Here is a 19,761-nt window from a genome sequence, read left to right as displayed (position 1 = left end):
TTTCTCTTGGGGCCTGGCCGCCGGGACTAAAGCGCCGGCGGGCGATAGCCCGGAATGGTTCGTTCAAAGTAGCTGTCGGCGTTCTGGCCTGCCCCGCCCAGACCGTGGAGCACAAAGCGCAGAAACAGCCCGCGGTCGTTGAAGTCGTCGCGGATGCGTGCGGTATCGTTGTCGTCCACCCAGCGGCGCCACACAACCTGCAGCCCGTAGCAGCAGCTGTTCCACTGCACGCCGGCCAGCTGTTCAAGGGGGCGGTCGTTGGTCTGATCGTGCAGGTAGCGGCCAATCAAATCAATCGCCGGGCTGGCGTTCCAGGCAAAGGAAAGATCCCACTCTTCACGGTCGTAGTCGTTATAGGCGTCGTCGCCGGGCTCAATGCCGGGATCAAAGCCTTCGATCTCCCAGCGATAGCCCAGGTTGACCACGTGGCCGTCCGGGTGGCGATAGCGCACATCGACGCTTGAGCGCTCGGTGGCGTCGCGATGGTCATCGTAAAGCCACTGGGCACCGGTGCTCCAGCGCCCGTTGATCTGCCAGTCCAGCCGCGAAACCAGCGGCGAGCGGTCGCGCGTGGCCTGATAGTAGTCGCGCTGGGCATTGTCATCGGCATTCTCTACCGGGCGCACCGCGTCGTCGCGGCCGTCAAGCCCGACCCGGCGGTCGGCGAAATACACGCTCTGGCCGATACCGGCGGACAGTTTTTCGCGCCCGCTATCGTCTTCAAGCAGGCGCGTTTGCAGGCCCAGCGACAGGCGATTGAGATCGCCCACGCGGTCCTGGCCGGAAAACCGATGGGGCGACCACAGCTGCCCCCAGGAAAACGCCCGCTCGCGGCTGTCGAACTCGGGCAGGTCGCGCTGGTCGGTGCGCGGCACGAAGGCGTAGTTCAGCCGCGGCTCAAGGGTTTGTCGATAGCCGTTGCCGCCAAGGGTCAGCTCGCGCTCGAAGGTCAGGCCGGCGTCGATGGAGCTGACGGCCACGCTGCGGGTGGGCGAGGTATCGCGGCGGGTCTCGCGCCGGCCGTAGTCCAGCGTATAGGCGGTATTCCAAAGCTCAGTGCGCGGTTCCACATAGCCCCAGGGGCGCTCAAAGCGTGCGCCCAGCGCCGGGGCCAGATGCACCCGGGTGCCGGTGGCGGCTTCGCGCACCGGCACCCGGGTTTCATCCACGTCGCGCCAGAAATAGGTGGCGCTGGAGTGCCACTGGCTATAAAAACCGTGGCCCAGCTGCCAGCGGGCGTCGGCGGTGAGGCTGGGCAAGCGATAAAAGGGCTTGTCGCTGTCGCTTAAGGGATCATCCAGGCGCTGATAGCCCTGGGCTCGGGCGTCAAGCCGCCAGGTGTCGCCGCGGTAGTCGATCTGCGCCAGCCGCTCCATGCCGTAGCGGTCGCTGTCTCCGAATTTGCTGCCGAAGTCGTCAAAGTAGCGCCCGTCGCTGGCCGCGCCGTAGCGCAGCTGATAGCGGCTGCGCGGCGAGACGCGCCCGGCATGGCGGGCTTCAACGTACCAGCGATCTTCGCCTTCGTAGCGGTTGGCATCGCCGCCGGAGCCGCCGCGGTCATCGCTGAGCCAGGCGCCTTCCAGCTTGCCCCGGCTGTTTTCGTTCAGGTAGCGATACTCTCCGCCAAGCAGCAGCCCGCGGTCGCTGATCCAGCGCGGGATGATAGTGGCGTCGCGGCTCGGGGCAATGTTCCAGTAAAACGGCTGGGCAATGTCCAGCTGGTCGCTGGAAAAGCCGATGGTCGGCGTCAACAGGCCGGTCTGGCGGCGATCGTCAAGGGGGAAACGCAGCCACGGCGAATACAGCACCGGCACGTCCTTGATTTCCAGCCGCGCGTGCTTTGCAGTGCCAACGCCGCTTTTCTGATCCAGCCGGATATCGCTGCTCACCAGCTGCCAGGTGTTTTCCCCCGGCGCGCAGGTGGTAAAGCTTGCATCGCGCAGGCGATACTGCTGCTCGCCGATTTGCTCAAGGCGCTCGGCCTGGCCGCGCAGGCGCTCAGCGTAGAGCACGTAGTGGCTGTTTTCTACCCGGCCGCGATCGCTGACAAGCGAGAGGGTGGCTTCGCTGCCGCGCACCAGCGCGCGGCCGTCGCGCAGGGCGAGATTGCCCTCGGCGTCGGCCCGCTCGCGGCTGCCTGGCACGAACACGCGCTCGGCTTCCAGCTGGGTGTCTCCCTGGCGCAGCACCACGTCGCCGCGCAGCAGCGCATCGCCCTCGGCGGAGTAGTCGGACTGGCGGGTTTCGACTGCGATCTCGTCGGGATCGGCCCGTTTTTCCAGCCGGTAGGCCGGCATCACATAGCGCCCGCTGCACACCCGGCCGGCGGCCTGTTCGCCACGCCACGGCTGCCAGTCCAGCGCCTCGGCCGCCAGCGGCTCGCTCTGGGCATGCGCCGTAAGCGCTGCCCCGACCAGTACACTGCCGGCGAGCGTTTGCGTAACTGGCGCTTTGCGCATTAATCGCTTGCCCATGTTCGTTATCCTTGGCGTCGAGAAGGCGTATTATACAGCCCGCATGATGCCCGACCAGCAAGGAGCTTGCATGTCCTCTTCCCGGTTTCCGCTTTCCAGATGGACGCAGCTGACCGCTTGGGTGGCGCGCCATCACGGCGTACCGCCCGCGCAGCTTGACCTGACACCCGCCGGCGGCGACGCCAGCGCTCGGCGCTATTTTCGCCTGACGCTGCCGGACAACACTCGCCAGATCGTTATGGACGCCCCGCCCGCGCAGGAAGACAGCAGCGCGTTTGTGGCCGTGGCCCGGCGCTTTGCCGCCGCGGGCCTTCCGGTGCCGGCTCTGTACGCCGTCAACCTTGACGACGGCTTTTTGCTGCTACAAGACCTGGGCGACACGCCGCTGCAGGCGCTTTTTACCGATCAGACAGCCGTCATGCACCAGCACCGCCGCGCCATTGCGCTGTTGGCCGAGCTGCAAAACCGCGTGGCCCCGACCAGCCTGCCCGCCTTTGACGCCGCGCTGCTGCAGCGCGAAATTGCGCTGTTCCCCGAGTGGTGCCTGGATGGCTGGCTCGGCATCGCGCCGCCGGCCGAGCTCGCGCCGCTGGGCGAGGCGCTGATCGGGCAGGCGCTGGCCCAGCCCACGGTGGCCGTCCACCGCGACTTTGACGCCATGAACCTGATGCCCCACCGCAGCACGCTGTACATGATCGACTTTCAGGACGCCGTGGCCGGGCCTGTCAGCTACGATCTGGTCTCGCTGCTTCGCGGGCGCTACTGGCGCTTTAGCCGCGATGGTTTCAACGCCCTGGCGGCGCACTTTTACCATCGCGCACGCGCCGACGGCCGGCTAAGCGCAGCGCTAAGCGTTGAGGCCTTTATCCATCAGGCCAACGCCATGGCCGCCCAGCGGGCCCTCAAGGTGCTGGGTATTTTCTGCCGGCTGACCCTGCGTGACGGCAAAACCGGCTACCTCGAGCGACTGCCGCACTTTGTTGACCATTTGGCCGATAGCCTTGTTGCCCTGCCCGAGCACGCCGCCTTCGCCCGCTGGGTGGAAAAGACACTGCGCCCGGCGGTAAACGACAAACTCGCCGCAACGGAGCCCGCGCCATGAAAGCGATGATTCTCGCCGCCGGGCTGGGCACGCGCATGCGCCCGCTCACCGACACCTGCCCCAAGCCGCTGCTGCCGGTGGGCGGCCGGCCGCTGATCGAGCACCACCTGGCTCGCATGGCTGACGCCGGCATTGTCGATGTGGTGATCAACGTAAGCTACCGTGCCGAGCAGATCATTGAGGCGCTGGGCGACGGCGAGCGCTTCGGCCTGCGCATCCGCTACAGCCGCGAGGCCGCCCCGCTGGAAACCGGCGGCGGCATTCAAGCTGCCCTGCCGCTGCTCGGCGAGGCGCCTTTTTTACTGATCAACGGCGACGTCTGGTGCAAAGCCCTGCCCGACTTTCGCGCGCTGGGCGAGCCCGATCTCGCACACCTGCTGCTGGTGGACAACCCGGAGCACCACCCCGACGGCGATTTCTGCCTGCGCGACGGCCGCGTACGCCCGGACGGCAAGGCGCGGCTGACGTATTCCGGCCTTGCCGTGATCGACCCGGCGCTGGTGGCCGACGAGCCGCCCGGCGCCTTTGCCCTGGCGCCGCGGTTACAGGCGGCTGCGCGCCAGGGGCGCGTCAGCGGCGAGCACGTCACCGCCCGCTGGGTGGACGTGGGCACGCCGGCGCGCCTGGCAGCGCTGGATCGCTACCTGCGTCAGCACAGAAACTGATACGCTCACAACACCCCTGATGAATCACAACGGAGCAAGACATGAAAGCACAGATAAGATGGACCGAAGGCCGCCAGTTTGTCACCGAATCGGGCAGCGGCCACAGCGTCGTCATCGACGGCGCCCCCGAACACGGCGGACGCAACACCGGCCCGCGCCCCATGGAGATGCTGCTCATGGGCATGGGCGGCTGCAGCGCTTTTGACGTGCTGAACATTCTCGACAAGGCGCGCGCCGAGGCTACCGACTGCGTGGTGAACATCAACGCCGAGCGCGCCGATGCGGTGCCGGCGGTATTCACCGACATTCACCTGCATTTTGTCGTGACCGGCCGCGGGCTCAAGGAGAGCCTGGTCCAGCGGGCGGTATCGCTTTCCGCCGAAAAATACTGCAGCGCCTCGATCATGCTGGCCAACGGCGGCGTCAACGTCAGCCATTCGTTTGAGATCGTCGACGCCGCCTGAGCGATCACCGCGCGTCAGTAAACCCCCGCCTCGCCTTCGGGGCGGGTCTTGAAGCGCCGGTGCAGCCAGAGATACTGCTCCGGATGCCGGCGGATTGCCTGCTCGATAAAGGCATTGATACGCGCCGCATCGGCAACGTCGTCGCCGCTGGGAAAATCCTCAAGCGCCGGCAGCGCCTCCAGGGTATAGGTGGCGTTGTCCGGATTACGGTGAAATATCAGCGGCACCACCGCAGCATCGGTCATCCGCGCCATCTTGGCCGTAAGCTTGATGCTGGCCGCCTGCTGGCCGAAAAACGGCGCAAACACGCTGGCAGCGCGGCCGAAGTCCTGATCCGGCGAATACCACACGGCGTGCCCGGCCTTCAGCCGCCGGACCGCTCCACGCAGATCGTAGCGATCAATCAGCGCATTGAAGATGCGCGTGCGCGAGCGGGTCATGAAACGCGCAAACAGCGGATTGTCGTGGGGCCGGTAGACGGCGTCAGCGTGAAAAAACAGCGAATGCAGCGCACCGCCCATATCCAGGGTGGAAAAATGCACGCCGATGATCAGCACGCCTTTGCCCCGCGCCCGGGCGCGCGCCATATTGTCCTGCCCCAGATAGACCGCGCGATGGCGCAGCGACTCAGGATCGCGGCACCAGGCAGTGGCGGTTTCCACAAGCCCGATGCCGTTGGCGATGAAGGTCTCCTTGACCAGCCGGCGCCGGGCCTCGGCGCTTTTTTCCGGAAAGCACAGGGCAATGTTGGTGGCGGTAATATGCCGCCGGCGCCTGACCACACGCCAGGCCAGCCGGCCGATGCCGCTGCCCACGGCCATTTTCAGCCGCCAGGGCAGCCAGGCAACAAGGTGCATGGCACCGATGGCAAGCCAGGTAAGCCAGTAGCGCGGATGCGCGAAAGAGCGCGGATAGTGCGATTTTGCCATGAAGCAGCGTAGCCCCTGAGATCGTATCAGTGCGACGGATGATAGCGCCGGGGCACCCGGGGCAGCACGCCGGTCAGCAGGGTGTAGCTGATGGTCTGGCAGTGGCGCGCCACCTCGTCTACCGAGAGCACCGCGCCGTTGGCCGCCCGCCCCCAGAGCACCACCTCGCTGCCGATGCGCGCTTCGGGAATATCGCTCACGTCCACGGTGAGCATATCCATGGATACCTTGCCGGCAAGCGTGGCGCGCCGGCCTTCCACCAGCACCGGCGTGCCGTCGGCGGCGTGGCGATCGTAGCCGTCACCGTAGCCCGCCGACACGACCGCAACGCGGGTGGGCGCCCGGGTGCAGAAACGCCCGCCGTAGCCGATCCGCTCGCCGGGGCCGACGGTGCGAAGGGCGATGATTTCCGCGCGCAGGGTCATCACCGGCTCAAGCCCGCGCGAGACGGCGTTGGCCTGCTCCAGCGGATCGCTGCCGTAGAGCATAACGCCCGGGCGATTATAGGCGCCGTGCGCCTCGGCGTGGGCCAGCGTCGCCGGCGAATTGGCCAGGCTTAGCGGCGCGTCCAGCCGGCAGGCCAGGTCTTTCACGCACGCCAGCTGGCGGGCGTAGTGCTCGCTTGCGGCGGCGTCGGCGGTGGCGAAGTGGCTCATCAGGTGCAGCTCGCCCACCTGGGGGGCGTCGCACAATGCCTGCCACACCGCCTCTACTTCATCAGGGGCAAAGCCCAGCCGGTGCATGCCGGAATCCACCTTGACCCAGACCGGGATCGGCGCTTCAGGCGTATAGGCTTGAAGCGCGTCGAGCTGCCAGCGACTGTGCACGGCCATCCACAGCCGCTGGGCGTCCACTTCCGCCAGCTCATCGGCGCTGAAGATGCCTTCCAGCAGCACAATCGGCGTCTCGATTCCGCCACGCCGCAGCACCCGCGCCTCGTCCAGGCTCGCTACGCCAAACGCCGGGGCCTCATCTGCCAGCGCCCGGGCGCAGGCCAGCGCACCATGGCCGTAGCCGTCCGCCTTGATAACGGCGATGGACTGGCTGTACGGCGCACAGCGCCGCGCCAGCCGATAGTTGTGCCGCAGCGCATCAAGGTCAATATGGGCGATCAACGGTCGCATGCATCTCTCGTATTGTCGTATGTCTTTTAGCTTTCAACGCCGTTCGTTTAACGTTCAAAGCCGTTCGTCTAGCTTTCAAAGATGGCATCCAGCGAAAGCCCCTGCTGCTCCAGCAGCCGGCGCAGCTTTTTCAGCGCCTCAACCTGGATCTGGCGCACCCGCTCCCGGGTCAGCCCGATTTCGGCGCCGACGTCTTCCAGCGTGGCGGCTTCGTGGCCGCGCAGGCCGAAACGGCGGGCGACAACCTCGCGCTGCTTGTCGGCCAGCGAGTCAAGCCAGCCATCCACGTGCTGTTTAACGTCGCCGTCCACCAGCGAGGCTTCCGGGCCGATGTCATCGTCGTCGGCCAGCGTATCGATCAGCGGCTTGTCGCTGTCCCCGCCGACGGGATAGTCCACCGACGAGACCCGCTCATTGAGCCCCAGCATTTTCTTGACCGTCGCCACCGGCTTGTCCAGATGGGCGGCAATTTCTTCGGCCGTGGGCTCGTGATCCAGCCGCTGGGTCAGCTCCCGGGCGGCGCGCAGGTAGATATTGAGCTCTTTGACCACGTGAATCGGCAGGCGAATCGTGCGGGTCTGGTTCATCAGCGCCCGTTCGATGGTCTGGCGAATCCACCAGGTGGCATAGGTGGAAAACCGAAAGCCGCGTTCCGGGTCGAATTTTTCCACCGCGCGAATCAGCCCCAGATTGCCCTCTTCGATCAGATCCAGCAGCGTAAGGCCGCGGTTGAGGTAGCGCCGGGCAATCTTGACCACCAGCCGCAGGTTGGATTCGATCATCCGCGAGCGGCCAAGCGGGTCGCCCTGGCGCGCCAGGCGGCCGTAGAACACTTCCTCTTGAGGCGTAAGAAGCGGCGAAAAACCGATTTCGTTGAGATAGATCTGGGTGGCATCCAAACGCTGGCCGTGGGAACGCTCCTGGCGCCCAAGGGCCTTTTCAAACGCCGCCGCTTCCCGGGCGGCCTGCGTGGCGTCCCTTTCTTCCAGCGCCTGCTCTACCGCGCTTAGATCCACTTCCTGGAAATCCTGCTCTACCGTGCTCATCCCTTTACCCCCCAGCACACGCCCGGCGCTTTAGCTGGCCGGAAGCTACCCGGCCTTTATTGTTTTACGGCGGCCCCGGCAGCTTTAGCCGACGCGGCAGCCAAACGGGCGGACCGTCATGGGCTAGCGTGAAGGCAGATAGGTAAGCGGGTCTTGCGGTTCGCCGTCTTTACGCACTTCAAAGTGCAGCCTGACGTTTTCCGCATCGCTATCGCCCATGGTGGCAATGGTTTCCCCCGCCTTGACCACGTCGTTTTCGCTAACGCTTAAGCTATCGTTGTGCGCATACGCCGACAGGAACTGATCGTTGTGCTTGAGCAATACCAGATTACCGTAGCCGCGTACGCCGCTGCCCGCATAGACCACGATGCCCGGGCCGGCCGCTTTGACAGATTGACCCTTTTCCCCGGCGATATCAATGCCCGCCGTGATGCTACCTTCGTCGTCGAATCGCCCGACCACTTCGCCGTTGACCGGCCACTGCCAGGCGATGTTTTTGGCCGGCGTATAACGGCGCTGTTCGCGCTTTTGCTCGGTTGTGGACGCCGCGGCGCCGGCGGTTTTTTCCTGGCTCTGGCCTGCCTTGGCCACCTGGTTTTTGCTCGTCTTCGCCGCTGGCTTCGTCTTCGGCTCGGCGGCGGGCTTGGGCGCGTCGCTTTCGCTTTTGGCAGCTTTTTTGGCAGCTTTGCCCTTGTCGGCTTCGGGCTGATCCGGCGCCGGCTGAGCGTCCCGCCCGGCGTTGCTGACCGGCTTTTCAGGCAGCAGCCAGTCCACCTGCTGCGTCTGGGCACCGCCCGACGCGGCATTGCCCGCTATCGACGGCTCCAGGCCATCGCGTACCGCGCCGCCAGAGGCGTTCGCCGCCGGCGACGCTTGCCCCCGGGCCTGGCCGGCCCTGGCGCTTTCGCGCAGGCGAATGGTCTGCCCCGGGTAGATGTTGTAGGGCGGGGCGATATCGTTGAGCGCGGCGAGGTTGCGATAGTCAAGGTTGTGCTCCCAGGCAATGCCGTAGAGGGTATCGCCTGACTTGACGGTATACTGCGGCGCGGTTTGCGCCGTTTGCCGCACGTCGTCGGTTACATCGCGCACTAAAGGGCGCGACTGCGAGGTGGTGCAGCCGGCAACGGCAAGGGCCAGCACGGACATCACGAAAATCTTGCGCATGCGACTAGGTCTCCTGTTGGTCAGCGCTTGTTCGGTGAGCATCAGGTGCGGCGCCGCTGGCGGGCGCGCCGCGCCTGGCTTGGCGATTCAACAGCACAACCAGCAGCGCGCCGACAAGCATCAGCCCCAGCACGCCAAGGGTTTGCGCTGAAGCGCCGGTAAGGGTGGCGTAGTCGCCGGGCAGCAGATGGCGATGCGCCAGAGGAATCAGCTGCCCGTCCGGCCCTAGCTGATAGCGTACCAGTTCGCGCCACGGCCAGAGAAGCGGCAGCGAACCCAGGATAAACCCCAGCAGCAGCTGCATGGTGGCGGCATGATGGCGCTGTAAAAGCCACGACAGCAGGCGTGAAAACAGCATCAGCCCGATCACACAGCCCCCGCCGAACAGCGCCATGACCGGCACGTCAAGATCGCGCACGGCCTGCATGACGGTGGCGTAAAGCCCCATCGACAGCAGCAGAAAGCTGCCCGACACGCCCGGCAGCAGCATCGCGCTGATGGCGATGCTGCCGGCCAGCACCAGCATCAGCGCATCGCTGTCCACGGCGAGCATCAGCGGCATCAATGACGGCAGCGCACGGGCCAGCATAAGCCCTAGCCCCAGAAGGATCAGATAGCGCCACCTAAAGCGCTCCCCGACCTGGTGGACCACCAGCGCCGAGGCGGCCACCAGGCCGAAAAAAAAGCCGTCCAGCAGCAGCGGGTACGCCGCCATCAGCCACACGGTCAGATGCGCTACGCTGAAGACGGCCAGCGCCACGCCGGCCAGCAGCGGCAGTAAAAACGCCAGATTCAAATGGCGGGCAGCGCCTTTCACACCGCCGCGCCGCCAGGCACCAATCACCCCCGGGCCAAACTGGCGGATGGTGTGAATCAGCTCGGCGTAAAAGCCGCTGATAAAGGCAATGGTGCCGCCGGACACGCCGGGCACTGCATCGGCTGCCCCCATGCCGGCGCCGGTAAAAAATACGCGTAGCGCGGATCGGCTCACTCCACAACTCCTTCCAGCAAGGGAACAAAGCGCACGCTTTCCAGACGGCGCTGCTCAAACAGACGGCCCGTTCGGCGCACCTGAATCAGCGACTGTGCGCCGTCGCCGGTGGCCACCGGGGCAATCAGCACGCCGCCGTCGCTGAGCTGCTCGAGCAGCGCCTGGGGCAGCGTGCGCGCGCAGGCGGTGAGCACAATGGCGTCAAACGGCGCGGCGCCGGCCCAGCCCAGGGTGCCGTCGGCCACCTTGAGCCGGGCCGGGGCCTCAAGCCATGCCAGGCGCTGGGCGGCCCGGCGATGCAGTGCGGCAATGCGCTCGACGGAATACACCTCGGCGACCAGCCTTGAGAGCAAAAGCGTCTGGTAGCCCGAGCCGCTGCCCAGCTCCAGCACCCGGCGGGGCTCGGCCTGCACCGCAAGCTCGGTCATCCGCGCGACGGTAAGCGGCCGGGAAAGCGTCTGGCCAAAGCCGATGGGCAGCGAGCTGTCTTCGTAGGCCCGCTGGGCCAGCGCCTCGTCGACAAAAAGGTGGCGAGGCTCCCGGGCCATCAGCTCAAGCACGCGCGCATCGCCAATGCCCTGGCGCGCCAGCCGCTTGACCATACGGTCGCGGGTGCGCTGAGAGGTCATGCCCCGCCCGCGCCGGCTGAGCGAATCGCATTCAGGCAAATGCATCCAGCCAGCCCTGCACGTCGGCGCGCGCCGGGTGGCGCGTCAGGTCCATCTGCAGCGGGGTAATCGATACCCAGCCGGCCTCAACGGCGGCAAAGTCGGTGTCTTCGCCGTCGTCGGCGTTTGCACCTGCCGGGGCAATCCAGTAGCGCGTGCGCCCGCGCGGATCGCGGGTTTCCACGGGCTTTTCCGCCGGGCCGCGATAGCCCATGCGGGTCACCTTTACGCCCCGGATAGCCTCCCACGGCAGATCCGGCACGTTGACGTTGAGCAGCGTGCGCGGCGGCAATGACAGATTCCCCGCCGCGCCCACAAGCGTGGCCGCCACTCGGGCGGCGCTGTCGAAGTGGCGCCGCCCGCAAAGCGACACCGCAATGGCGGTCATGCCCAGGTTGCGCCCTTCCATGGCCGCCGCCACGGTGCCGGAATACAGCACGTCATCGCCCAGGTTGCCGCCCTGGTTGATGCCTGAAATCACCAGATCGGGCTTTTCGTCCCAGACGCCGTTAACGCCCAGATACACGCAGTCGGCGGGCGTACCGTCGACGCTGTAAAACCCGTTTTCCAGTGCGGTAAGCGCAAGCGGGCGCGCAAGCGTCAGCGAATTGCTGGCACCGCTACGGTCGCGGTCGGGGGCGACCACGCGCACCTTGGCATGGGCAATCAGCCCGTCGTACAGGGCTCGCAGTCCCGGCGCATGAACGCCGTCGTCGTTGGAAAGCAGCAGTCGCCGCATGGTTGGCTCCTTGTCCTGGCCGGCCTCGCTGCCCTGCCCTATACGGCGGGCAGCGGGGCAAAATCCGGATGATCCATCAGCTCGCGCAGCACAGCGGTGGCAAAACTGCCCCGAGGCAGTGAAAACTCAAGCCTCACCCCGCCGTCGTCCAGCGGTGCAAGCGCCGGCGTGCCCAACCGCAGGCGCAGCGCTCGCCGCCCTGTTTTGGCGCCGGCCTGTTCGATGCCCGCGCAAAGCACGGGATAGTCGCGCGCCAGCTGCGCCTCAAAGCGCTGTGCGGGTGTGGCCGCGTCTGCCGCGCCGTCTTCTGTTCCCCACAGCGGCCCTGTGGGATGCACATCAAGCTCGGCGGCGCGCCGTTCGAGTTCGGCATCGACCTGCTCGACGGCGAACACGCTCTGGGTGCCGTCAAGCATCAGCGTATCGCCGGCAAGCGGCGTGGCCCAGCAGTCTGCCTGCAAGCGCGCACTCAGCAGCTCATTGAACAAAAAGCTGCGCGCGCTGGAAAGCAGCATGCCCTGGCGGTCGTCGCGCTTGCGCCAGCCCCGGGCCAGCAGTGCCCGGGCCCGGGCCAGGTTGCGCCCGCCGGCACCGAAGCGCTGGGGGCCGAAGTAGTTGGGCACGCCGCCTGCGCACAGCGCCTGCCAGCGGGCGGCAACGTCGTCCGCGGCCGCAGCCTCGCCGGTCAGGCGCAGGGTAAAACGGTTGCTGCGGTGTACGCCGCGCTTGAGCTTGCGCGGATGGCGGCCGCGCTCAAGCACCCGGGTGCCCAGCGCCGCCAGCCGCTCCTCCAGCGCCTCCGGGGCGTCCCGGCCGGGCAGGTGGACGCTGAGCCATTGGCGGGTGATCGCAAAGCGGTCCTTCATCCCCGAATAGCCCACCTCGCGCGGCGTGACGCCGCACAGCCGGGCAAGCGCTCTGACGACGTCAAGCGTGGTCTGTTCGCGCTTTTCGATGCGCAGCCAAAGGTGTTCGCCGTGGCCTTCCGGGGCAAAATCAAGGGCTTCATCAACGAAAAAGTCTTCCGGTGCGGCGCGGTAGTCGCCGGGGCGCGGCGGGCCCAGCGTGGCGTCCAGGCAGCGCGCCCAGCTCACAGGTCGCCCCGCCGTGCCAGCAGCACCGCCGCCTCGGCGGCAATGCCCTCGCCGCGGCCGGTAAAGCCCAGCCGCTCGGTGGTGGTGGCCTTGACGTTGACCTGCCCCAGCGAGAGCTTGAGGTCATCGGCCACAGCGCGGCGCATGGCGTCGATATGCGGCGCCATTTTCGGCGCCTGGGCCATCAGCGTGGTGTCCACGTTGACCGGGGTGAAGCCTTCCTTTTCCACCAGCTCAAGCACCCGGCGCAGCAGCGCGCGGCTGTCCGCGCCCTGCCAGGCCGGGTCGGTGTCGGGAAAGTGGCGGCCGATGTCGCCCAGCGCACAGGCGCCCAGCAGCGCATCGCACAGCGCGTGGAGCAGCACGTCGCCGTCGGAGTGGGCGACAAACCCCTGGTCAAAGGGCAGCTTCACGCCGCCGATCATCAGATGGTCACCCGGGCCAAAACGGTGAACGTCAAAGCCGTGGCCGATACGCATGGCAATCTCCCGGTAGTCAACGATAAAGAAACATTAAAGCGAGGCGTTCTGCGCTGTCAGAATCGCCCCGGCCAGCGCCAGATCATCCGGATGGGTGACCTTGAGGTTATCCCGCCGCCCGCCGACCAGCCGCGGATGCCGTCCCAGCGCTTCCACCGCCGAGGCCTCGTCGGTCACCGCCAGGCCGCCGGCGGCGGCGCGCTCCAGCGCGCGGCGCAAAAGGCCGTAGCGAAACCCCTGGGGGGTGAGCGCATGCCACAGCCCGGCCCGGGACTCGGTGCGCGCGCAGGCGCCGCCGGGCGTGGCACGTTTCATGGTGTCTGCCACCGGCATGGCCAGCAGCGCGCCGTCGTCGCTGTCTGCGGCACGCGCCAGCGCACGCACGTCGTCGGGGCTGACGCAGGGCCGGGCTACGTCGTGCACCAGCACAATATCGTCGTCATCGGCCGGCACCGCGCGCAGCGCGCCGAGAACGCTGTCCATGCGTTCTGCCCCGCCGGTGACGCGCTGCCAGCAGGTAAACGCCACCCAGGCCGGCTCAAACCAGGCGTCGCCGTCGTCAAGGCACAGCGCCAGCCGGGCGTTAGGCAGCGCCTGATGGAGCCGCTCAAGGGTGTGCGCCATGATCGGCCGGCCGGCCAGCGGCAAATACTGCTTGGGCCGGTCACCGCCCATGCGCCGCCCCTGCCCGGCCGCGGGCACTACCAGCCAGATCGGGCGGCTCACTGGCCGGCTCCGGGTACCCAGAAAAACTGCTCGTCGGCACGCACCATGCCCATGTCGCTGCGGGCGCGCTCTTCCACGGCGGCCAGGCCGGTTTTGAGGTCCTTGACCTCGGCGGCCAGCCGGGCATTGCGCTCGCGCAGGGGGGCGTTGGCCGCTTCCTGAGCGTCGACGCGGCTTTGCACCTGACGCCATTCCTGCACGCCGCCGCGCCCCAGCCACAGTTTATACTGCAGCAGCGCCAGCAGAGCACAAAGCCCCAGCACCAGCCATTGGCGCAGCCGCGCTTTTTGGGGGTCGCTATGCCGGGGCTTGCTATTCGGGGGTTCGCCACTCATAGGGGGTTTGCCACTCATAGGGATTCGCCACTTATAGAGGGATTCGCCACTCACCGCATACGCCTGCCAAGAAAACATGGGCACCGGCCCATACCGGCCTGCAAGCGGCGCATTATGCCATCAACCGTGCGCAAACGGCCACGCCGCCGGCGGATAATTTCGCAGCCGCCGCCGGGCGAGGCTTAAGTTGGCACGCCTTTGGCCGTTATCATGTAACGTCCTCAGCCCATTTTCCGGAACGCCCATGCAAGCGCCTGATATTCCCGCCTATGAAAGCCGACGGCTCAACGCCCTGCATCAGCTTGACATCCTCGATACGCCGGCAGCAGAGGGCTTTGACCGTCTGACCGAGCTTGCCCGGGATATTTTCGACGTGCCCATCGCGCTGATTTCGCTGGTAGACGAAAACCGCCAGTGGTTTAAATCGCACCCGGGGCTTGCGCCTTAAGAGACCGGTCGCGACGTATCGTTCTGCGCCCACGCCGTCGCCGCTGACGACGCTTTGATCGTTCCCGATACCCTGGCCGATCCTCGCTTTGCCGACAATCCGCTGGTGGGCAACCCGCCCTATATCCGCTTTTACGCCGGCCATCCGCTGCGCCCGCTGGACGATTTGCCGCTGGGCACGCTGTGTTTGATCGACCGCCGGCCGCGCACGTTCAGCGATCGCCAGCGCCGTCTGCTGGCCGGCCTTGCCGGCCAGGCCGAGGCGCTGCTGCAGGAAAACCGGCTGCGCCGGAATTTGGCCCACACCGCCCGGCGCTTCGAGGCGCTGTTTTTTACCAGCGCCACCGCCAAGGTGCGCATTGACCGCACCGGCCGGGTCATCGCCATCAACCCCTTTGCGCTGAGTCTGCTGGGCTATGCAAAAGACGAGGTGGTCGGGCACAACGTCGCCATGCTTACCCCGCCGGAAGTCCAGCCCCACCACGACGGCTATATCCAGCGCTATCTCAACGGCCACCCGCCCCGGGTAATCGGCAAGGGCCGCGAGGTAGAGGCCCGGCACAAGGACGGCCGGCGCATTCCCGTGCATCTGGCCGTCGATGCCATTCGCGATGACAGCGGCCATGTGGAAGAGTTTGTGGGCGTGCTTACCGATCTGAGCGACATTCAGGCCGCCAAGCAGCGGGTGCAAAAAGAGCAGCGCCTGCTGAAAGTGCTCCACCAGGGCATCACCGACTACCCGACGCTGATGTCCGGCGAGACCCTGTGGACGTTTTTAATGGAAGCGCTGCGCGAGCTGACCGACAGCCGCTACGCGCTGATCGGCGAGGTGCTTCCCGGCGAGGACGGCAACGCGCTGAAGGTGCACGCCATCACCGATATTTCCTGGAACGTCGCCTCTCATCGGCTGATGGAGCAGATGCGCGACGGCGAGGTAACGCTGCGCCGGCCGGACACCCTGCTCGGGCGCGTCTACGCCCACGGCGAGGTGGTCATGACCGATGATGTCTACCAGCACCCCCGGCGCGGCGGCTTCCCGCCGGGCCATCCGACTATCGATAACTATCTGGGCGTGCCCATTTACAGCGGCAGAGAGCTGATCGGCATGTACGCCATCGCCAACAGCCGCCAGACCCTGGATGCTTCACTGCTGCGCTGGCTCAAGCCGTTTACCGCCACCTGTGCGCTGCTGATTAATCTCTACCGGCAGATGGCCGAGCGCAACCAGGTCATGACCGATCTGGCTCAGGCGCGGGATCTGGCCCAGCGTGCCAACCAGGCCAAAAGCGAGTTTCTCTCGTCGATGAGCCACGAGCTGCGCACGCCGCTCAACGCCATTCTCGGCTTTGCCCAGCTGCTGTCCAACAGCCAGCGTCATCCGCTGAACGAAAGGCAGTCACGCCAGGTCAACCAGATCGAAAAAAGCGGCCAGCACCTGCTGAGCCTGATCAACGAAGTGCTCGATCTTGCCAAGATCGAGGCCGGGCGCATGTCGCTGTCGCTGGAAAACCTGGCTTTAGCCCAGGTCATCGACGACGCCTGCCAGACCCTTGAGCCCAGCGCCGACGCGGCCGGCATCCGCCTTGCGTTTACCCCGCCGCCGGCCGGCTGGCAGGTGCACGCCGACTACACCCGGGTCAAGCAGGTGCTGTTCAACCTGATTTCCAACGCCATCAAATACAACAGCCCCGGCGGCTCGGTCGAGGTGGCCGCATCTTCCGAAAACGACACGCTGTGCATCCGCATCAGCGATAGCGGCCCGGGCATTCCCGAACATCGCCAGCACGAGCTTTTTGAGCCGTTCAACCGGCTGGACGCTGAAAACGGCGCCATTGAAGGCACCGGCATCGGCCTTGCCATCACCCGGGAGCTGATTGAGCGCATGGGCGGGACCATCGGCGTCGACAGCACCCCCGGCAGCGGCTCGACGTTTTGGTTCACGCTGCCCCGCCGCCCGGACCGCAACGCCGACGACCGGGCGCCGGCCGAACGCCACGCAAGCGCTCGGCCGGCCAGCGCGAAAGCGCTGCAAACGCTGGTCTACGTGGAAGACAACCCCGCCAACCAGCGGCTGATGGAAGATATCATCGACGACATGGACGGGGTCGCGCTGCGCACCGCGCCCAGCGCGGAAATGGGCCTGGAGCTTTTGCGCATCACCCCGGCTGCGCTGGTGATGCTGGATATTCACCTGCCCGGGATGAGCGGCTTTGACGCGCTGGCAGCGATTCGCCGGGATCCGGCGCTGCACCACCTGCCGGTGGTAGCGCTTTCTGCCAGCGCCACCCGGCGCGACGCCAACCAGGCGCTGGAGGCCGGATTTGACGCCTATCTCACCAAGCCGTTAGAAATTGCTAAACTTACGGCAACGCTTGAACGCCACCTTACGCTCTGACGCGCTATGCACGCCCAGCTGACAGGACAAACACCATGCCGCTAGCCGCCAAACACCTTCTGGTTGTCGACGACAACCCTGTCAACGTGGAAATGATGCTGGATCTGCTTGAAGATCACGGTTTTGCTCAGGCCCACGGCTTGAGTGACCCCCGCGAGGTGCTGCGCTACTGCCAGACCCAGTGTCCGGATCTGCTGCTGCTTGATCTGCGCATGCCGCATCTGGACGGCTACGGCGTCATCGAGCAGCTGCGCGAACACTTCGGCCAGCACGCCCCGCCGATTATCGTGCTCACCGCCCAGGTAGACGACGCCACCCGCCACCGGGCGCTGGGCATGGGCGTGCGCGACTTTCTCACCAAGCCGTTCAAACACGATGAAGTGCTCCAGCGCATACGCAACATTCTCGACGTAGAAGAGCGCTTCGTCATTCGCGACCAGCAGGCCACCACGCTTGAACAGATGGTTGCCCGGCGAACCCAGGAGCTCAACCGCCAGTCGCGCACCGACCCCATCACCCGGCTGGCCAACCGCCGCGGGCTCACCCAGGCTTTGCGCGATACCGCCACGGATGCTCCCCGTGCCGGCCTTTTGTTTATTGCCGTGGACGGCATCGAAGACGTCATCCGCCTGCACGGCTACGGCGTTGCCGAGCGCCTGCTGCGCCGGCTGGGCACAGCGCTGGGCGAAACCCTGGACGCCACCGCCCGGCTTGGCCTGTGGGGCGGCAGCGAATTTCTGGTCATCGTCCCGGACGCCTCTATTGATGCGCTCTACGACACCGCCCGGGCGCTGCTGGACACCGTCGACCACGACATCGCCGTGGATGACCTGCTGCTCAGCGTCGATGCGCGCATCGGCATCAGCGAGGCCGACGAGCGCTTTGCCCCGGACCGCCAGGTCCAGATGGCCGCCCTCGCTCTTCCCCAAAAACAAGGCGTGCGCATACAGCGCTACACCCAGGCGCTGGAAGACCAGCAGCGCCAGCGCCTGAGCGTACAGCGCGCGCTGCGCGGCGCAGCCGAGCGCGGCGAACTATCGCTGGCCTTTCAGCCCAAGATCGGCGCGCACCACGGCCGCGTCGTCGGCGCTGAGGCGCTGCTGCGCTGGCATCACCCCCAGCTTGGCCGCGTCTCGCCGGGCCTTTTTATTCCGCTGGCCGAAGCCAGCGGCGATATTTTTGCCATCGGCAGCTGGGTCATCGAGCAGGCGCTTTGGCATATTGCCCAATGGCAAGACGCCTTATGGATGACCCCGGAATTCAACATTGCCGTTAACGTCTCCGCGCGCCAGCTAAACCGCCGCGACTTTGCCGATACGCTGCTCGGCCAGATTCAACGCCACGGCGTTGAGCGGGCGCATCTGGGGCTTGAGGTCACCGAGTCGGGCCTGATGAACGACCTTCACAACGCCCGCCAGCAGCTTGATCGCCTTCACGCCGCCGGCATTGCCATCGCCGTGGACGATTTCGGCACCGGGCATTCCTCGCTTGCCTACTTAAAGACCCTGCCGCTGTCCACGCTCAAGATCGACCGCGCCTTTGTCATGGACCTGGAACACAGCGCCGTTGACCGCCAGCTGGCCCATACCATTACCCAGCTGGCCCACGGGGTCGGCTGCAACGTGGTGGCCGAAGGCATCGAAACCTCGGCCCAGGCCGACTACCTGCACCGTATCGGCTGTGAAATCATGCAGGGATATTTCTACTCGTATCCGCTGCCTGCCGGCGACTTTGCCGCGTTTTGTACCCGCCACGCAGGGGCAGCGCGCCCCGCCTGATGCCACGGAGAGCCCAATGGCCCACGATCTGCTTGACCGCCTGCGCCAGCGCCTGGAAGACCTCAACCGCTCCGAGCGCAAGGTTGCCTGCGTGATTCTCGACGATCCGGCCGCCGCCACCAGCCTGAGCATCGCAAGCCTGGCCCAGGCGGCCGGGGTCAGCGAGCCCACGGTCAACCGCTTTTGCCGCAACTTTGACGCCAAGGGGTACCCGGATTTCAAGATCAAGCTCGCACAGAGCCTGGCCGGCGGCACGCCCTACGTCACCCGCACGGTAGAGCCCGGCGACGGCGCCCGCCAATACACCAGCAAGATCTTCGGCGCCACCATCGCCGCGCTGGACGAGGCGCGCCAGGCCATTGACACGGCCGCCGTGGAGCGCATGGTGGACTTTTTGACCCAAGCCAAGCAGATTCATTTTTTCGGGCTGGGGGCCTCAGGCGCGGTGGCCCAGGACGCCCAGCACAAGTTTTTTCGCTTCAATCTGCCGGTGATGGCCTACGTCGACATCCTCATGCAGCGCATGGTCGCCGCCGCCTGCCACACCGGCGATGTGGTCGTGGTCATTTCCTACACCGGGCGCACCCGGGAGCTGGTGGACATTGCCCGGGTCGCCCGGGAAGCCGGCGCCGTGGTGCTGGGCATCACCGCGCCGGGCTCACCGCTGACGCACGAATGCAGCGCCGTGCTGGAAGTCGACACCCCCGAAGACACCGACCACTACATGCCCATGACCTCGCGGATGATCCAGCTGGCGCTGGTGGATACCCTGGCCACCGGCGTCACCCTGCGCCGGGGCGAGGTGTTTTTGCCCCATCTGAAAAAAATCAAGGACAGCCTGCGCGACACCCGCTTTCCGGTGGAAAAGCGCTAGGCAAATAGCGCAAGGATCGCCGCGCCAGGCAAACGCCGAACGCAAAAAGGGCCTGACGCGTGCGTCAGGCCCTTTTTGCAACAGTATTTGCAACAACAACAGGTGCGGTGTTGACCGCGATGTTCCGTCTTGCATGGCTGGTGCCGGTGGCCGGACTCGAACCGGCACGCCCGAAGGCGGCGGATTTTGAATCCACTGCGTCTACCCATTCCGCCACACCGGCAACAGGCGATGATTATACGCCGTCCGCTTTCTGCGTCAATCGTA

The 19,761-nt window shown here is 66.1% G+C and carries 19 protein-coding genes and 1 tRNA gene; 7 read left to right on the top strand and 13 right to left on the bottom strand.

The window, feature by feature from the left end:
• Positions 1–26: 26 nt before the first annotated feature.
• Positions 27–2,474, bottom strand: coding sequence for an LPS-assembly protein LptD (locus tag ACZ415_RS07980; protein WP_344704965.1), 2,448 nt, complete (start codon positions 2,472–2,474; stop codon positions 27–29).
• 70 nt (positions 2,475–2,544) lie between these two features.
• Between ACZ415_RS07980 and ACZ415_RS07975 the strand changes: the two genes are divergently transcribed.
• Genes ACZ415_RS07975 through ACZ415_RS07965 form a run of 3 tightly spaced genes read left to right on the top strand, consistent with a single transcriptional unit; the run spans position 2,545 to position 4,705 of the window.
• Positions 2,545–3,576 carry an aminoglycoside phosphotransferase family protein gene (locus ACZ415_RS07975; RefSeq protein WP_344704966.1) on the top strand — a complete coding sequence of 344 codons (1,032 nt, stop codon included), beginning with the start codon at positions 2,545–2,547 and terminating at the stop codon, positions 3,574–3,576.
• The gene (murU, locus tag ACZ415_RS07970) at positions 3,573–4,241 is read left to right on the top strand and encodes an N-acetylmuramate alpha-1-phosphate uridylyltransferase MurU (RefSeq protein ID WP_344704967.1); all 669 of its coding nucleotides are present in this window, start codon (positions 3,573–3,575) and stop codon (positions 4,239–4,241) included. The genes ACZ415_RS07975 and murU overlap by 4 nt, the downstream gene beginning before the upstream one ends.
• A gap of 41 nt (positions 4,242–4,282) precedes the next feature.
• Positions 4,283–4,705 (top strand): OsmC family protein, encoded by a 423-nt coding sequence (locus tag ACZ415_RS07965; protein WP_344704968.1) that lies wholly within the window; start codon positions 4,283–4,285, stop codon positions 4,703–4,705.
• Positions 4,706–4,719: 14 nt separating this feature from the next.
• Here ACZ415_RS07965 and lpxL read toward each other — a convergent pair whose 3' ends face one another.
• The 11 genes from lpxL to ftsB all read right to left on the bottom strand — a co-directional run bounded on the left by lpxL (position 4,720) and on the right by ftsB (position 13,943).
• The gene (gene lpxL, locus ACZ415_RS07960) at positions 4,720–5,634 is read right to left on the bottom strand and encodes an LpxL/LpxP family Kdo(2)-lipid IV(A) lauroyl/palmitoleoyl acyltransferase (RefSeq protein WP_344704969.1); all 915 of its coding nucleotides are present in this window, start codon (positions 5,632–5,634) and stop codon (positions 4,720–4,722) included.
• A gap of 26 nt (positions 5,635–5,660) precedes the next feature.
• The gene (alr, locus tag ACZ415_RS07955; RefSeq protein WP_344704970.1) at positions 5,661–6,758 is read right to left on the bottom strand and encodes an alanine racemase; all 1,098 of its coding nucleotides are present in this window, start codon (positions 6,756–6,758) and stop codon (positions 5,661–5,663) included.
• A 68-nt stretch (positions 6,759–6,826) separates the two neighbouring features.
• Positions 6,827–7,804: an RNA polymerase sigma factor RpoS gene (rpoS, locus tag ACZ415_RS07950; RefSeq protein ID WP_344704971.1), complete on the bottom strand. Its 978-nt coding sequence runs from the start codon at positions 7,802–7,804 to the stop codon at positions 6,827–6,829.
• 123 nt (positions 7,805–7,927) lie between these two features.
• Positions 7,928–8,968 carry a peptidoglycan DD-metalloendopeptidase family protein gene (locus ACZ415_RS07945; protein WP_344704972.1) on the bottom strand — a complete coding sequence of 347 codons (1,041 nt, stop codon included), beginning with the start codon at positions 8,966–8,968 and terminating at the stop codon, positions 7,928–7,930.
• Between the two features lie 4 nt (positions 8,969–8,972).
• Entirely contained in the window at positions 8,973–9,959 is a 987-nt protein-coding gene (locus tag ACZ415_RS07940) for a DUF368 domain-containing protein (protein WP_344704973.1), read from the bottom strand.
• A complete protein-coding gene (locus ACZ415_RS07935; protein ID WP_344704974.1) occupies positions 9,956–10,633 on the bottom strand; it encodes a protein-L-isoaspartate(D-aspartate) O-methyltransferase in 678 nt (225 codons plus the stop codon). Before ACZ415_RS07935 ends, ACZ415_RS07940 begins: the two co-directional genes overlap by 4 nt.
• Positions 10,620–11,366, bottom strand: a complete 747-nt coding sequence (gene surE, locus ACZ415_RS07930) for a 5'/3'-nucleotidase SurE (protein ID WP_344704975.1) — start codon at positions 11,364–11,366, stop codon at positions 10,620–10,622. The genes ACZ415_RS07935 and surE overlap by 14 nt, the downstream gene beginning before the upstream one ends.
• Before the next feature lie 38 nt (positions 11,367–11,404).
• On the bottom strand, positions 11,405–12,460 hold the full coding sequence (truD, locus tag ACZ415_RS07925) for a tRNA pseudouridine(13) synthase TruD (RefSeq protein WP_344704976.1): 1,056 nt from the start codon (positions 12,458–12,460) through the stop codon (positions 11,405–11,407).
• Positions 12,457–12,939, bottom strand: coding sequence for a 2-C-methyl-D-erythritol 2,4-cyclodiphosphate synthase (gene ispF, locus ACZ415_RS07920; RefSeq protein ID WP_344704977.1), 483 nt, complete (start codon positions 12,937–12,939; stop codon positions 12,457–12,459). The genes truD and ispF overlap by 4 nt, the downstream gene beginning before the upstream one ends.
• Positions 12,940–12,972: 33 nt before the next feature.
• The gene (gene ispD / locus ACZ415_RS07915) at positions 12,973–13,665 is read right to left on the bottom strand and encodes a 2-C-methyl-D-erythritol 4-phosphate cytidylyltransferase (RefSeq protein ID WP_344704978.1); all 693 of its coding nucleotides are present in this window, start codon (positions 13,663–13,665) and stop codon (positions 12,973–12,975) included.
• Complete coding sequence (gene ftsB, locus ACZ415_RS07910; RefSeq protein WP_344705155.1) at positions 13,662–13,943, bottom strand: cell division protein FtsB; 282 nt, start codon at positions 13,941–13,943, stop codon at positions 13,662–13,664. Before ftsB ends, ispD begins: the two co-directional genes overlap by 4 nt.
• A gap of 301 nt (positions 13,944–14,244) precedes the next feature.
• On the opposite strand from ftsB, the gene ACZ415_RS07905 reads away from it, so the two are divergent.
• The 4 genes from ACZ415_RS07905 to ACZ415_RS07890 are packed head-to-tail and all read left to right on the top strand — an operon-like array spanning position 14,245 to position 19,494.
• Positions 14,245–14,448, top strand: coding sequence for a hypothetical protein (locus ACZ415_RS07905; protein ID WP_344704979.1), 204 nt, complete (start codon positions 14,245–14,247; stop codon positions 14,446–14,448).
• 54 nt (positions 14,449–14,502) lie between these two features.
• Positions 14,503–16,842 carry an ATP-binding protein gene (locus ACZ415_RS07900; RefSeq protein WP_425552768.1) on the top strand — a complete coding sequence of 780 codons (2,340 nt, stop codon included), beginning with the start codon at positions 14,503–14,505 and terminating at the stop codon, positions 16,840–16,842.
• Positions 16,843–16,877: 35 nt separating this feature from the next.
• On the top strand, positions 16,878–18,620 hold the full coding sequence (locus ACZ415_RS07895; protein WP_344704980.1) for a putative bifunctional diguanylate cyclase/phosphodiesterase: 1,743 nt from the start codon (positions 16,878–16,880) through the stop codon (positions 18,618–18,620).
• Positions 18,621–18,636: 16 nt separating this feature from the next.
• Positions 18,637–19,494, top strand: coding sequence for a MurR/RpiR family transcriptional regulator (locus ACZ415_RS07890; RefSeq protein WP_344704981.1), 858 nt, complete (start codon positions 18,637–18,639; stop codon positions 19,492–19,494).
• 138 nt (positions 19,495–19,632) lie between these two features.
• On the opposite strand, the gene ACZ415_RS07885 is transcribed toward ACZ415_RS07890, so the two are convergent.
• A tRNA-Leu gene (locus ACZ415_RS07885) sits at positions 19,633–19,717 on the bottom strand.
• Between the last annotated feature and the right edge of the window lie 44 nt (positions 19,718–19,761).

Source organism: Halomonas cibimaris (assembly GCF_055379665.1).
Note: the sequence above shows the minus strand (reverse complement) of the source record. Positions and strands in the feature narration are given on the sequence as shown.